The sequence below is a fragment of the Mesorhizobium sp. IMUNJ 23033 genome (assembly GCF_044778005.1).
GTDB lineage: Bacteria > Pseudomonadota > Alphaproteobacteria > Rhizobiales > Rhizobiaceae > Mesorhizobium > Mesorhizobium amorphae_A.
Genome location: NZ_JBJACT010000025.1, coordinates 67,566 through 80,073, shown reverse-complemented (window position 1 = coordinate 80,073; position 12,508 = coordinate 67,566). Strand labels below are relative to the sequence as shown.

Here is a 12,508-nt window from a genome sequence, read left to right as displayed (position 1 = left end):
GGCGAATCGCCGGCCGCGCCGGTAAGTCTTGGCCGCCCGCAAAGCGGACCGTCAGGGTGCTGCGACCTATAGGGGGACTTCCGCGCCATGACAAGCAAGCCCTTCTCCCAAGCCCGCACGTGAATCCCGAGGTTGCCATGGAAAGCCAGACCATCGTCGAAGCCCTGCTGCTCGGTCTTCTGGAGGGCCTGACCGAGTTCATACCGGTCTCCTCGACCGGCCATATCCTGCTCGCCGGCCATTTTCTCGGCTTCCACTCGACCGGCAAGGCCTTCGAGATCCTGATCCAGCTCGGTGCCATCCTGGCGATCCTCAGCGTCTATTTCCGCCGTCTGTGGCAAATGCTGCTCGACCTGCCGCATGACCGGCTGACGCGGCATTTCGTCATCGGCATCCTCATCGCCTTCCTGCCGGCGGCGATCCTCGGCGCGCTGGCGCATGATTTCATCAAGACCATCCTGTTCGAATCGCCACGGCTGATCTGCATCATGCTGATCATCGGCGGCGTCGTGTTGCTGACGGTCGACCGGATGAACCTCAAGCCCGTCTACCGTGACGTCGAGCGCTTTCCGACCCGGCTCTATCTGCAGATCGGCCTGTTCCAGTGCCTGTCGCTGATTCCCGGCACCTCGCGCTCGGGCTCCACCATCGTCGGCGCCCTGCTTTTGGGCGTCGACAAGCGGGCGGCGGCGGAATTCTCCTTCTTCCTCGCCATCCCGACCATGGTCGGCGCCTTCGCCTTCGACCTGTTCAAGAACCGCAATGTGCTGAGCAGCGCCGACCTGCCGATCATCGCCTTCGGCTTCATCGCCGCCTTCATCACCGCGCTGCTCGTCGTCCGCTTCCTGCTCGGTTACGTCTCGCGCAACGGCTATTCGCTGTTCGGCTGGTGGCGGCTGGTGATCGGCGGCGTCGGGCTGGTGGCGCTGATGATCTGGGGGTGAGGAGCGGTCCGCGAAGCGGACGGGAAGCCAATTGCTTGGCTTTCCGAGCGACGAACGCCCGGAGCCATGCGAAGGGCCGGGCTTACCCTCAATTCCGCCCGTAAAACGCGTTCTCGACATGCACCGGCCAGCGCCAGGGCAGCACCGCCACCATGTCGAAGCGCACCGACAGTTTGCCATAGTCGGGCTGCCGCGACAGCCAGAGATCGGCGGCGCCCTCGATGCGGCGTTCCGAACCGCGTGCGATCGCCTCCATCGCTTCCATCAGCGTGCGGCGCGCCTTGACCTCGACGAACAGCACCAGGTCGCCGCGCCTGGCGATCAGGTCGATCTCGCCGAGTTTGGTGCGATGGCGCCGCGCGAGGATCCGGTAGCCTTTCAGCATCAGTGCCAGCGCCGCCAGCCATTCGCTGCGATGGCCGCGTCGATAGGCCTGTCGGCGGTGAAGGGCCTGACGCTTAGTCGCCACCCTCGCCTCCACCGGCATCCCTGAGCTCGAGCAGCCGCCGGTAAAGCGCCTGCTTCTGGCCGCCGGTCATCTTTGCCGCTTCCGCGGCCGCCTTCGAGGCCGGCATTTCGGCGGCGAGGGACAGCAGCAGCCGGTCGATGTCTTCAGGCTGGTCGGCCCTGGCCTCAGCGGGGCCGACGCAGATGACGATTTCGCCCTTCGGCGTGTCGGCCGCCGCGTAGTGGTCGGCGAGAACCTGCAGCGTGCCGGTCCGCATCTCCTCGAAAGTCTTGGTCAGTTCGCGGCCGATCGCCGTCTTGCGGGCGCCGCCCAAGGCCTCGACCATGGCGCCCAGCGTCTCGGCCAGCCGGCGCGGCGATTCGAAGAAGATCAGCGTCGCCGGAACGGCTTTCAGCGCCTCCAGCCGCGTCAGCCGTTGCCCGGTCTTCACCGGCAAGAAGCCTGCGAACAGGAAGGCGTCGGAAGGCAGGCCGGACGCCGTCAGCGCGGCGAGTGCGGCCGACGGCCCGGGGATCGGCACGACGCGAAGGCCGTGGTCCAGTGCCTCGCCGACCAGCCGGTAGCCAGGGTCGGAGATCAGCGGCGTGCCGGCGTCCGAGATCAGCGCCACGCTCTGCCCGGCTTCGAGCGCCGCGATCAGCTTCGGTCCGGCTTCGCCGGCATTGTGCTCGTGATAGGCGGTAGTGCGGCGGCGGATGCCGTAGCGGTCGAGCAGCACGCGCGACACCCGCGTGTCCTCGCAGGCGACGATGTCGGCGGCGGCCAGCGTTTCCAGCGCGCGCAGCGTGATGTCGGCCAGATTGCCGATCGGTGTCGCCACGAGATAGAGCGCCGGCTCGAGCGGCCGCGCCGGTATCTCGGTCTGCCCGATCACATAGCTGCGTTTTTCGCCGGTCACCGGTGCCCTCTTGCGTGTATTTGGTCCTGTTTGGCACGGCGCACGCCCGGTTGCAAAACGTGACGACGATGTAATGCGGCCGCCATGCCTTTGCCACAGTGCGGAACGAAACCAAGCTCGGCGAATTACCCTGAGTCTCGGGAGGAGGACAGGATGGACAGCCTGAAGATACAGGACGTTTTCGAGCCCTATTATGCCGGGCGCAAGCGCTTTGCCGCGCGGCGCGACAAAAGCCAGCCGGTCGAAGCTCAAAACGATGCCGATAGCGCGGAGGTCAGGCAGCGGCTTTTGCGCCGCCTGCTGGCCGAGCCTAGAACCAAGATCGAGACCGAAACCGACAGCACGACGGAGCACTGACCGGACGATGCCCAATCGCTTCGATATCTTCATCACCCGTCTTGAAACGAAAAGCGCCAGAGAAGGCGTCCCATCACACCCGATAGGCGACCAGCACCGCGCCCGCCGCGATAAGAGCGACGCCAAGCCAGTTCGCTCCGGAGAGGCGCTCGCCGAGAAAGACCGCGCCAAACACCGCCACAAGCACGACGCTTAGCTTGTCGATCGGCGCCACCTGCGCCGCATTGCCGAGTTTCAGGGCGCGGAAGTAGCACAGCCACGACGCGCCGGTGGCCAGGCCGGATAGGCCGAGGAAAAGCCAGGTCTTTCCGGAGATCGAGCCCAGCGGCTGGAACTGGCCGCTGGCGGCGAGAATGGCCGCGAGCACGACCAGAATAATGACCGTCCGGATGAAGGTCGCGAAGTCGGAATTGATGTTCTCGATGCCGACCTTGGCGAAGATCGCCGTCAGCGCCGCGAACGCCGCCGACAGCAGCGCCCAGAATTGCCAGGAAGATACGGTCAGGTTCATTGGGGTGGCCTCGCGAGCGGCGGTCTCAACCGAGATAGCGCGAAACGCGTGCCTTCAGAAGGTCAGTCAGCTCCAGATCCATGAATTCATAGTTGTCAGGTATATCGAGGCAGATGACCCGGGCCTTCTTCAGGCTCGCCTTGAACTTCTTCTGCAGTTTGGTGCGGTGCGCCTTTTCCATGACGAAGATGATGTCGGCCCACGCCACCAGTTCATGCGTCAGCGGCGTGTCGGCATCATGATTGGTGCCGGCCGAGGCAACCTCAATGTCCCCGCGCCTGGAAAACACCTGCTCCGCCGTCGGGCTGCGCAAGCGGTTCTGGCTGCAGACGAAGAGGACGTTCTTCAAGTGCATTGTTCGAGCATGATCTTATCCGAAAACCGGCACCCACTTTTCAGGATCATGCTCTACCGCGCCAGGTCCGCCACCACCGCATCGAGCACGATCATGCCAGCTGGCGTGGCGCGCAGGCGGGCATTGCCGATCGGCGCCACCAGTCCTTCGCCCTGCAGCACCGACAGCCGCGCGCTCGACAGGCCACGCCCGGAGAATGCCTCGTAGCGGAAAAGGTCGATGCCCTCGGCCAGCCGCAGCCCCATCAGCAGGAACTCGTCGGCCTCTTCCGAGCGCGTCAGGATCTCACCGCCGGTAACGCCATGGCCCTTGGCTTCGACCAGATTGGCCCAGGTCTCCGGCATCCGCTCGGTGATCGTCACCACGCGGTGGCCGTGCTCGACGAAGCGGCCATGCGCGCCGGGGCCGACGCCGACATATTCGCCATAGCGCCAGTAGGTCAGGTTGTGCCGGCTTTCGGCGCCTGGCCTGGCGTGGTTGGAAATCTCGTAGGCCGGCAAGCCATGCGCCAATGTCACCTCCTGCGTCAGCGCGTACAGGTCGGCGGCGTGGTCGTTGTCCGGAATGGCGAATTTCTTCGCCGCATGCAGCGCATGGAAGGGCGTGCCTTCCTCGATGGTCAGCTGGTAGAGCGACAGATGGTCGGCGGCATGGCCGATTGCCTGTTCAAGCTCCGCCTGCCACGCGTCCGGCGTTTGGTCCGGCCGCGCATAGATCAGGTCGAACGAGAGGCGGGGAAATATTTCCCGCGCGAGCCCGATGGCGTGCAGCGCCTCGTCGACATTGTGCAACCGGCCAAGGAAACGCAAATCCTTGTCGTTCAGCGCCTGCACGCCGAGCGACACCCGGTTGACACCGGCCGCGCGATAGCCGCGAAAGCGCTCCGCCTCGACCGATGATGGATTGGCTTCCAGCGTCACCTCGATGCCTTCAGGCACCGTCCAGTTCTTTGCCACCGCGTTGAGCACCGTCGCCACGGTTTCCGGCTTCATCAGCGACGGTGTGCCGCCGCCGAGAAAAATGCTGGTCACCTCGCGCGGCCCGGTGCGGGCACGCATCGTCGCCAGCTCGGTCTCGAAGGCGCGCGCAAAACGCTCCTGGTCGACCGGCTGGTGGCGGACATGGCTGTTGAAGTCGCAATAGGGGCACTTCGCCGCGCAGAACGGCCAATGGATGTAGACACCGAAGCCGGGGCTGCGGTCGAGCTGCATGGTCGTGCCGTGCCCAATCATGCCGCGCCCATCATTCCGAACCAAGCCTGGCGCGCGCAAACTTCTGGAAGGCGCGGGCGCGGTGCGACAGCGCCGTCGGCTGGCCGGGCTTCCAGCCATGTTTTTCTTGCGCCGTCATCTCGCCAAAGGTCTTTTCGAAACCGTTTGGCAAAAACACCGGGTCGTAGCCGAAGCCGAGCGTGCCGCGCGGCGGCCACACCAGCGTGCCTTCGGCCTCGCCGCGAAAATATTCGGCATCGCCGTCGGGAAAGGCCAGGCAGATGACGGCGACGAATCGGCCTTTGCGCTGTGCTGGATCGACCGCGCCGACTTCCTGCAGCGCCACTTCCGTGCGCTGCATAGCCATGCCGAAATCGCGCGAACCGTCCGGGGTTTCGGCCCAGTTGGCGGTGTAGACACCAGGCGCGCCGTCGAGCGCATCGACGCAGAGGCCCGAATCGTCCGACAGCGCCGGCAGTCCGGTCGACTTGGCGGCGGCAAAGGCCTTGATGTAGGCGTTCTCCTCGAAGGTGGTGCCGGTCTCGTCCGGTTCCGGCAGGCCATACTCCTTGGCCGACTTCGCCTCGAAGCCGAACGGCGCCATCAGGTCGGAGAATTCGCGCAGCTTGCCTTCATTGTGGCTGGCGACGACGATCTTTTGTCCCTCAAGGGAATGAAAAGTTGGTTGATGCATCAGAGGCCCCAGATCCTTGGCTCGGCGAATTCGATCGAATTGCCGGAGGGGTCGCGTATGTAGATCGAACGCCCGCCTTGCGGCCATTCGAACTCGCTTTCGATGGCGATATTTTTCGACTGGAGATGTTGTCGCCAGTCGGCGATTTCGTCCGTGCTCGCGGCAAAGCAGAGATGGCCATCGCCGACCGTGCCATGCGGCGGCACTTTTAGTCTCGCATCGGGCGCGGGCGGCACCTTGGTCGCCTCGGCGTTGAAGAGCAGCAGCACGCCATCGCCGCAGCGGAAGAACACATGCCTGCCCTCGACTTTGCCGAGCACCTCGAGCCCGAGCACGTCGGCGTAAAATGCTTCCGCGGCAGCCAGATCGGTGACGTAGAGGGCCGATTCGAGGATGGCGGAAGGTCTCATGGAAAACCTATACGACCGCCATCTGCTGCAGGCTGACCAGGCGCTGGATGCCCTTCTTGGCCAGGCCCATCAGCGCGGCGAACTGGTCTTCCGAGAAGGGTTCGCCCTCGGCCGTGCCCTGGATCTCGACGATGCCGCCCTTGCCGGTCATGACGAAATTGGCGTCGGTGCCGGCGGAAGAATCCTCGATATAGTCGAGGTCGATGACCGGCTGGCCGTCATGGATGCCGCAGGAAATCGCCGCGACATGGTCCTTCAGCACCTTGGCGACGCTGGCCATCTGCCGCGCTTCCATCCAGCGCAGGCAATCGTAAAGCGCCACCCAGCCGCCGGTGATCGAGGCGGTGCGGGTGCCGCCATCGGCCTGGATGACGTCGCAGTCGACGGTGATCTGCTGCTCGCCCAGCGCCTGCAGGTCGACCACGGCGCGCAAGGAACGGCCGATCAGCCGCTGGATTTCCAGCGTGCGGCCGCCTTGCTTGCCGGCGGAAGCCTCGCGGCGCATACGCTCGCCGGTGGAACGCGGCAGCATGCCGTATTCCGCCGTCACCCAGCCCTTGCCGGAATTGCGCATCCAGGCCGGCACCTTTTCCTCCAGGCTCGCCGTGCACAGGACGTGCGTATCGCCGAACTTCACCAGGCACGAGCCTTCGGCATGTTTGGAGACGCCGCGCTCGAAGGAGATGGCGCGCATTTCGTCGGCTTGGCGTTTGGAGGGGCGCATTCAGGCCTCTTTCTTCTGGTTTTCCGGAATCGTGGGCGGCTTGTAGACGCATGCGGCCCATGGCGCAAAGGAAAATGGACCGGGTTGCGCCGGCACGGCCTAAGTCTATATTTGAACCGGAGGTTTTTGGCCCGAATGACCAAGGCAGTCGATCCCGCGTCGCAGTCGCCGGTGCTCCAGTCACTGGATATGCGTTCGCGCGACATTTTTCGGCGCATCGTCGATTCCTATCTGAGGGATGGCGAGCCGGTCGGTTCGCGCAGCCTGTCGCGCATCCTGCCGTCGTCGCTGTCGCCGGCCACCATCCGCAACGTGATGAGCGACCTCGAACATCTCGGCCTGATCTATGCGCCGCATATCTCGGCTGGCCGCTTGCCGACCCAGACCGGCCTGCGCTTCTTCGTCGACGCCTTCATGGAGCTTGGCGACCTTTCCGACGAGGAGCGCCGCATCATCGAGGCGCAGGTGCGCGCCTCCGGCTCGGGCGCGACGCTGGAGCAAATGCTGACCGAGGCCAGCCAGATGCTGTCGGGCATGTCGCGCGGCGCTGGCCTGGTGCTCGCCGCCAAGAACGAGGTAGCGCTCAAGCACATCGAATTCATCCAGCTCGAGCCGACCAAGGCGCTGGCCGTGCTGGTGTCGCAGAACGGCGATGTCGAGAACCGCGTCGTCGACCTGCCCGCCGGCATCACCGTCTCGCAATTGCACGAGGCCTCGAACTTCCTCAACGCCCATATCCGTGGCCGCACGCTGGCCGAGGCGCGCATCGAGATCGCCCGCATCAAGGAAGAGACCAGGGCAGCCCTCGACACGCTGTCGCAGGACCTGGTCGAGAAGGGTCTGGCGGTGTGGGCCGGCGCCGACAGTGGCCTGCCGGCGCGTCTTATCGTGCGCGGGCGCGCCAATCTCTTGGAAAACGTCACCGCCCAGGCCGACATCGAGTTGCTGCGCCATCTGTTCGAGGACTTGGAGACGCAGGACGGGCTGGTCCAGCTGCTCGACCTTGCCGAGGAAGGACCGGGCGTGCGCATCTTCATCGGCTCGGAAAACAAGCTGTTTTCGCTGTCCGGCTCGTCGCTGGTCGTCGCGCCCTACCGCGACAAGGACGCCCGCGTCGTCGGTGCACTCGGCGTCATCGGCCCGACGCGCCTGAACTACGCCCGCATAGTGCCGATGGTCGACTATACGGCGCAGCTTATTTCGCGCATGCTGCGCTAGGTGAATTGGTATTCAGGTGAGGCCGGCCTGCAAACGCGGGTCGAAAACCACCATGTTGGTCGCTTCGCGCCCGTCTTCGACTCCGGTGCTGACCCGAATCTCAACACACCTTGGAAGAAACAGGCGGCCGAGGAGAAAAAGAATGGCGTTGGAATCGCTAAAAGCCCAGATCAGCCTGTTGCTCGAGGAAATGGTCAACCAGCCCGAGGACCAGCACGAAGTACAGGAGCAGCTGCGCGAAAAGCTGAGGGAGCTGCGCGCCATGGGCCTGCCGCTGCCGGCCGATCTCGTTGAACTGGAAAAGCGTCTCGACGACGATTTCTACGCTGCCGGGACCTGAACCGGCGATCCTTCAAATCCCTATGTGCCGAGGCCCTGCTCGGAACAAGCAGGCGGGTCTGCCCGTTTCGCTGGTCAAGGTGATCCGGAGACTACAATGATCCGATTGTTCGGTCCGGCGGTCGTTGTCGCGGCTCTGTTTGTCGCCACCACCAGCTTCGCGCAGCAGGCGGACCAGCCGGTGCTGACGGGGAAAGCCGCCTTCGGCGACTGGAAGGCCGACAGGCCGGGGGTGCGTCGATTGATCAGGCCTGATGATATGCTGGCCCCTTACCTCACCGAATCCGCGTCCAACGGAGCCGGCCTGGCCGACCGTCCCGAAGACGCCAAGCCAATTCTGCCGCCGGGCTTTTCGGTAGAGCTGATTGCCTCCGGCATCGACAGTCCGCGTGTCGTACGCGTCGCCCCGAACGGCGACCTCTTCGTCGCCGACAGCAAGGCAAACCAGATACGCGTCTACCGTCTCACCGAGGGCAGCGCCAAGCCTGCCGAGGAAACCACCTTTGCCAAAGGCCTCAACCGGCCCTACGGCATCGCCTTCTACCCGCCGGGCGACAAGCCGCAATGGGTCTATGTCGCCAACAGCAACAGCGTCGTGCGCTTTGCCTATCGCGACGGCGACCTGAAGGCCGCCGGCGAGCCGGAGTCCATTGTCGCCGACATCCCCTCCAGCCACCACTGGACCCGCGACATCGCCTTCTCGCCCGACGGCAAGACGCTCTATCTGTCGGTCGGCTCCGGCTCGAATGTTGCCGAGGGTATCGGCAAGGAACCGGAGGGCGGGCTCGAGCCATGGGTGAAATCGCAGCCGCTGGGCGCGGTCTGGGGCTCCGAGCAAGGCCGCGCCGATGTTCTTGCCTTCGATCCCGACGGCAAGAACCGACGCAGCTTCGCCACCGGGCTGCGCAACTGTTCCGGCATGACCGTTCAGCCAGCCACAGGCGCGCTCTGGTGCGTCGTCAACGAGCGCGACGAACTCGGCGACAATGTCCCGTTCGAATATGCGACGACGGTCAAGGATGGCGGCTTCTATGGCTGGCCCTGGTACTACATCGGCAACAACGAGGATCCGCGCCACCAGGGCGAGCGTCCCGACCTCGCCGGCAAGGTGACCGTGCCCGACGTGCTGATGCAGGCGCATTCGGCGCCGCTCAACATCGCCTTCTATGCCGGCAACAGCTTCCCCGCCGAGTATCAGGGCGATGCCTTCGTCGCCCTGCACGGCTCCTGGAACCGCGACATCAGGACGGGTTACAAGGTGGTGCGGCTGAAATTCAAGGACGGCAAGCCGACCGGCGAGTATGAGGATTTCATGACCGGCTTCGTCATCGCCGACGACGCGGTCTGGGGTCGGCCGGTCGGCATTGCGGTGGCCAAAGACGGTTCGCTGATCGTCACCGAAGACGGCAACGGCACCATCTGGCGCGTCACTTACAACGACGGCCCGACCTGAGGCGTTCGCCCTCTGGCGCAATCGAATCCGGTTCACAGCCTGGGCGCTTTCGTGCGAAAAGGCGCCTTCATTCAAGGCTGGACTTATGACCCTCACCGGATTCATCGCCTACAGCGCCGCCCTCGGCATCGCCGCTGCCATTCCCGGGCCTGGCGTCACCGCGCTTGTGGCGCGTGCGCTCGGTTCCGGTTTCCGCTCGTCGCTGGCAATGTCGTTCGGTCTGATGCTCGGCGACCTCATTTATCTCACCGCCGTCGTGCTCGGCCTTGCCTTCGTCGCTCAGACCTTCGGCATGGTCTTCCTGGCGATCAAATGGCTGGGCGTTGCCTATCTCGCCTTCCTTGGCTGGCGTTTCTGGACCAGCGGCATCACGCCCGAGACTGTCGAGGCGACGAGGGGCAAGGGCGGATTGCTGGCGAGCTTCCTCGCCGGCCTCACCGTCACGATCGGCAACCCGAAGACGATGATCTTCTATCTCGCCATCACGCCGACCATCGTCGACCTGAAGACCATCACGCTGGTCGACTACGGTATTCTCGTCGCGCTCACCGTCGTCGTGCTCCTGGTGGTGCTGGTGCCCTATCTGGCGCTCGCCGCCAAGGCGCGCTGGTTCCTCAAGTCGCCAAGGGCGCTGAAGGCGTTGAACCGCACCGCCGCCGGCTTCATGGTCGGCGCCGCCGCAGCGATTGCCGCCCGCCAGTAAGGTGCATTGATATTCAGGTGATGCCGGCCTGCAAACGCTGACTTGCTGCGCTTCCGGCGCTCACGTACCCAAAAGTACGCTCCGCTCCGGTTCTCGCAAGCCAGCATTTTCGGCTCGGCCTGACCTGAATCTCAATACACCTTGGTGCACGATCAGCCTTCTCTCGGCCAATCCATTCCGCAAATCGGCCTATCCGGAAAATGCGTTTCCGGGACAGGGCAGTTTTCAGCAAGCGCCCCACTCGGATATTTTCAAGCTGCAGCCTATCTTGCGCGACCGAAAGCCCTATTCTGTCCGCCTATGTTAGTCCGACCATGTCAATTGCCTGACTTCTGGGAGCGAAACCAATGAACAAGCCCGTCTCTTCCACGCGCGTGCCCGGCCGCGGCCGCGTCTACAATTCGATCACCGAGACGATTGGCGACACGCCGCTGGTGCGGCTCGACAAATTCGCCAAGGAGAAGGGCGTTGTCGCCAATCTCCTGGCCAAGCTCGAATTCTTCAACCCGATCGCTTCGGTCAAGGACCGCATCGGCGTCGCCATGATCGAGGCGCTGGAGGCATCGGGCCGGATCGCCCCCGGCAGGACGACGCTGATCGAGCCGACCTCCGGCAACACCGGCATCGCGCTCGCCTTCGCCGCCGCCGCCAAGGGCTACAAGCTGATCCTGACCATGCCGGAAACCATGTCTGTAGAGCGCAGGAAAATGCTGGCGCTGCTCGGCGCCGAGCTGGTGCTGACCGAAGGTCCCAAGGGCATGAAGGGCGCCATCGCCAAGGCCGACGAGCTGGCCGCGACTCTGCCCGACGCCATCATTCCGCAGCAGTTCGAGAACCCGGCCAATCCGGAGATCCACCGCCGCACCACGGCCGAGGAAATCTGGAACGACACCCAGGGTGAGGTCGATATCTTCGTCGCCGGCATCGGCACCGGCGGCACCATCACCGGCGTCGGCCAGGTGCTGAAGCAGCGCAAGCCCTCGGTGCATGTCGTGGCTGTCGAGCCGGAAGCCTCGCCGGTATTGTCCGGCGGCCAGCCCGGCCCGCACAAGATCCAGGGCATCGGCGCCGGCTTCGCGCCAAAGATCCTCGATACCTCGATCTATGACGAGATCGTCAAGGTCTCGAACGAGGATTCGGTCGCCAATGCGCGCCTCGTCGCCCGCCTCGAAGGCGTGCCGGTCGGGATTTCATCCGGCGCGGCGCTTCAGGCGGCGATCGTCGTCGGGTCGCGGCCGGAGAACAAGGGCAAGAATTTGGTGGTGGTCATCCCCTCCTTCGCCGAGCGCTATCTGTCGACCATTTTGTTCGACGGGCTGGGGGCTTAGCTCCCCGACGCTTCGTCATCCCAGGGCGGAGCGAACGCGAAGCGGAGCGCAGCCCCTGGATCCATGCCGTGACCGCGGCCGAGGAATACCGCGGTGCAGAAATGAAAGCCGTTTTGAAAGGGGGGCGCTATCCCGCCGCATCAAAAGGTTGCGCGTCGGCCCTGGACCGCTGAAAAAGCACCCGTGGCGTCCGCCAACCGCTTGAGCGGCGCGCTGCTTCCGGTTCAAATCGCCGCCGGCCAGATTCGGGCTGGCGGAGGGACCTCATGTACAAGCTCTACACACGCCCCGGCAGCGGCGGCTTCGTCGTCGAGGCAGCGCTGGCTCTAGCCGGCTCCGTTCGACCAGATCGACGTGCCGAAGAAGGACCCGCCAGATCCGGCCTTCCTCGACATCAGCCCTCTGAACCAGGTTCCGGTGCTGACCTTGCCGGACGGCAGCTCGATCACCGAATCGGCGGCGACCTGCATCCTGCTCGCCGAGCGCCACCCGGAGGCGGGCTTGGCTCCGGCCGCCGGTTCGCCCGCCCGCGCCGACTTCCTGCGCTGGATGGCTTTCATCTCGGCGGCGGTCTATCCGGCGATTCTGCGGCTCTACTACGCCCATCGCTACACGGTCGACGCGGAGGGGGTGAAAGCAGTGAAGCAGGCAGCGGTCGCCGAGATGGATCGCGGCTTTGCTATCCTCGACAAGGCTCTTGCTGGCCGCGACTGGCTGGTTGGCGAGCGGCTTTCGGTGGCCGATATCTATCTCATCATGCTGGTGGCCTGGCACCCCGAGGTCGAGAAAGCTCGCGCCGCCTGGCCTGATATCGAGCGGCTGTGGGCCAGGTTGCGCGATCATGAGTTGATGCGGAAGCTGAACGCTGCGCATGACATGTGGCCGGCCTGAGCC

General features: G+C 64.6%; 15 protein-coding genes and 1 pseudogene. 8 read left to right on the top strand and 8 right to left on the bottom strand.

Going from position 1 to position 12,508, the window contains the following annotated elements:
• Positions 1-137: 137 nt before the first annotated feature.
• Complete coding sequence (locus ACFX5Q_RS24350) at positions 138-944, top strand: undecaprenyl-diphosphate phosphatase (protein WP_192179447.1); 807 nt, start codon at positions 138-140, stop codon at positions 942-944.
• An 88-nt stretch (positions 945-1,032) separates the two neighbouring features.
• Here ACFX5Q_RS24350 and ACFX5Q_RS24345 read toward each other — a convergent pair whose 3' ends face one another.
• Positions 1,033-1,431, bottom strand: a complete 399-nt coding sequence (locus tag ACFX5Q_RS24345) for a YraN family protein (RefSeq protein ID WP_404282134.1) — start codon at positions 1,429-1,431, stop codon at positions 1,033-1,035.
• On the bottom strand, positions 1,403-2,311 hold the full coding sequence (gene rsmI / locus ACFX5Q_RS24340) for a 16S rRNA (cytidine(1402)-2'-O)-methyltransferase (protein ID WP_404282132.1): 909 nt from the start codon (positions 2,309-2,311) through the stop codon (positions 1,403-1,405). Before rsmI ends, ACFX5Q_RS24345 begins: the two co-directional genes overlap by 29 nt.
• Positions 2,312-2,464: 153 nt before the next feature.
• Between rsmI and ACFX5Q_RS24335 the strand changes: the two genes are divergently transcribed.
• Positions 2,465-2,668, top strand: coding sequence for a hypothetical protein (locus ACFX5Q_RS24335; RefSeq protein ID WP_404282130.1), 204 nt, complete (start codon positions 2,465-2,467; stop codon positions 2,666-2,668).
• A gap of 73 nt (positions 2,669-2,741) precedes the next feature.
• Here the strand turns inward: ACFX5Q_RS24335 and ACFX5Q_RS24330 are convergent, their stop codons facing one another.
• From ACFX5Q_RS24330 to rph, 6 genes are read right to left on the bottom strand one after another with little or no spacing between them, the layout of a single operon-like run.
• Entirely contained in the window at positions 2,742-3,179 is a 438-nt protein-coding gene (locus ACFX5Q_RS24330) for an EamA family transporter (RefSeq protein WP_192179443.1), read from the bottom strand.
• A gap of 25 nt (positions 3,180-3,204) precedes the next feature.
• Positions 3,205-3,528 carry a low molecular weight protein tyrosine phosphatase family protein gene (locus ACFX5Q_RS24325; RefSeq protein ID WP_404282128.1) on the bottom strand — a complete coding sequence of 108 codons (324 nt, stop codon included), beginning with the start codon at positions 3,526-3,528 and terminating at the stop codon, positions 3,205-3,207.
• Positions 3,529-3,587: 59 nt separating this feature from the next.
• A complete protein-coding gene (gene hemW, locus ACFX5Q_RS24320; protein WP_404282127.1) occupies positions 3,588-4,766 on the bottom strand; it encodes a radical SAM family heme chaperone HemW in 1,179 nt (392 codons plus the stop codon).
• 10 nt (positions 4,767-4,776) lie between these two features.
• Positions 4,777-5,439: an RdgB/HAM1 family non-canonical purine NTP pyrophosphatase gene (rdgB, locus tag ACFX5Q_RS24315; protein ID WP_404282125.1), complete on the bottom strand. Its 663-nt coding sequence runs from the start codon at positions 5,437-5,439 to the stop codon at positions 4,777-4,779.
• Complete coding sequence (locus tag ACFX5Q_RS24310) at positions 5,439-5,849, bottom strand: VOC family protein (protein ID WP_404282123.1); 411 nt, start codon at positions 5,847-5,849, stop codon at positions 5,439-5,441. Before ACFX5Q_RS24310 ends, rdgB begins: the two co-directional genes overlap by 1 nt.
• A gap of 7 nt (positions 5,850-5,856) precedes the next feature.
• Positions 5,857-6,573 carry a ribonuclease PH gene (gene rph / locus ACFX5Q_RS24305; RefSeq protein WP_192179438.1) on the bottom strand — a complete coding sequence of 239 codons (717 nt, stop codon included), beginning with the start codon at positions 6,571-6,573 and terminating at the stop codon, positions 5,857-5,859.
• A 135-nt stretch (positions 6,574-6,708) separates the two neighbouring features.
• On the opposite strand from rph, the gene hrcA reads away from it, so the two are divergent.
• From hrcA to ACFX5Q_RS24275, 6 genes and pseudogenes are all read left to right on the top strand, one after another.
• Positions 6,709-7,791 (top strand): heat-inducible transcriptional repressor HrcA, encoded by a 1,083-nt coding sequence (hrcA, locus tag ACFX5Q_RS24300; RefSeq protein WP_404282121.1) that lies wholly within the window; start codon positions 6,709-6,711, stop codon positions 7,789-7,791.
• 142 nt (positions 7,792-7,933) lie between these two features.
• Complete coding sequence (locus tag ACFX5Q_RS24295) at positions 7,934-8,131, top strand: hypothetical protein (RefSeq protein WP_192179437.1); 198 nt, start codon at positions 7,934-7,936, stop codon at positions 8,129-8,131.
• 96 nt (positions 8,132-8,227) lie between these two features.
• Positions 8,228-9,583 carry a PQQ-dependent sugar dehydrogenase gene (locus ACFX5Q_RS24290; RefSeq protein ID WP_404282119.1) on the top strand — a complete coding sequence of 452 codons (1,356 nt, stop codon included), beginning with the start codon at positions 8,228-8,230 and terminating at the stop codon, positions 9,581-9,583.
• Between the two features lie 85 nt (positions 9,584-9,668).
• Positions 9,669-10,286 carry a LysE family translocator gene (locus ACFX5Q_RS24285; RefSeq protein WP_404282117.1) on the top strand — a complete coding sequence of 206 codons (618 nt, stop codon included), beginning with the start codon at positions 9,669-9,671 and terminating at the stop codon, positions 10,284-10,286.
• Positions 10,287-10,633: 347 nt separating this feature from the next.
• Positions 10,634-11,614: a cysteine synthase A gene (gene cysK, locus ACFX5Q_RS24280; protein ID WP_006205370.1), complete on the top strand. Its 981-nt coding sequence runs from the start codon at positions 10,634-10,636 to the stop codon at positions 11,612-11,614.
• 266 nt (positions 11,615-11,880) lie between these two features.
• Positions 11,881-12,505, top strand: a pseudogene (locus tag ACFX5Q_RS24275) (glutathione S-transferase family protein).
• Positions 12,506-12,508 lie beyond the last annotated feature (3 nt).

Excerpts from the sequence above, each read along its gene's own strand:
- ACFX5Q_RS24310 (WP_404282123.1), bottom strand. The coding sequence starts at position 5,849 with ATGAGACCTTCCGCCATCCTCGAATCGGCCCTCTACGTCACCGATCTG.
- ACFX5Q_RS24295 (WP_192179437.1), top strand. The coding sequence starts at position 7,934 with ATGGCGTTGGAATCGCTAAAAGCCCAGATCAGCCTGTTGCTCGAGGAA.
- cysK (WP_006205370.1), top strand. The coding sequence starts at position 10,634 with ATGAACAAGCCCGTCTCTTCCACGCGCGTGCCCGGCCGCGGCCGCGTC.
- ACFX5Q_RS24285 (WP_404282117.1), top strand. The coding sequence starts at position 9,669 with ATGACCCTCACCGGATTCATCGCCTACAGCGCCGCCCTCGGCATCGCC.
- ACFX5Q_RS24330 (WP_192179443.1), bottom strand. The coding sequence starts at position 3,179 with ATGAACCTGACCGTATCTTCCTGGCAATTCTGGGCGCTGCTGTCGGCG.
- ACFX5Q_RS24350 (WP_192179447.1), top strand. The coding sequence starts at position 138 with ATGGAAAGCCAGACCATCGTCGAAGCCCTGCTGCTCGGTCTTCTGGAG.
- hrcA (WP_404282121.1), top strand. The coding sequence starts at position 6,709 with ATGACCAAGGCAGTCGATCCCGCGTCGCAGTCGCCGGTGCTCCAGTCA.
- hemW (WP_404282127.1), bottom strand. The coding sequence starts at position 4,766 with ATGATTGGGCACGGCACGACCATGCAGCTCGACCGCAGCCCCGGCTTC.
- ACFX5Q_RS24345 (WP_404282134.1), bottom strand. The coding sequence starts at position 1,431 with ATGCCGGTGGAGGCGAGGGTGGCGACTAAGCGTCAGGCCCTTCACCGC.
- rph (WP_192179438.1), bottom strand. The coding sequence starts at position 6,573 with ATGCGCCCCTCCAAACGCCAAGCCGACGAAATGCGCGCCATCTCCTTC.
- rdgB (WP_404282125.1), bottom strand. The coding sequence starts at position 5,439 with ATGCATCAACCAACTTTTCATTCCCTTGAGGGACAAAAGATCGTCGTC.
- ACFX5Q_RS24335 (WP_404282130.1), top strand. The coding sequence starts at position 2,465 with ATGGACAGCCTGAAGATACAGGACGTTTTCGAGCCCTATTATGCCGGG.
- ACFX5Q_RS24290 (WP_404282119.1), top strand. The coding sequence starts at position 8,228 with ATGATCCGATTGTTCGGTCCGGCGGTCGTTGTCGCGGCTCTGTTTGTC.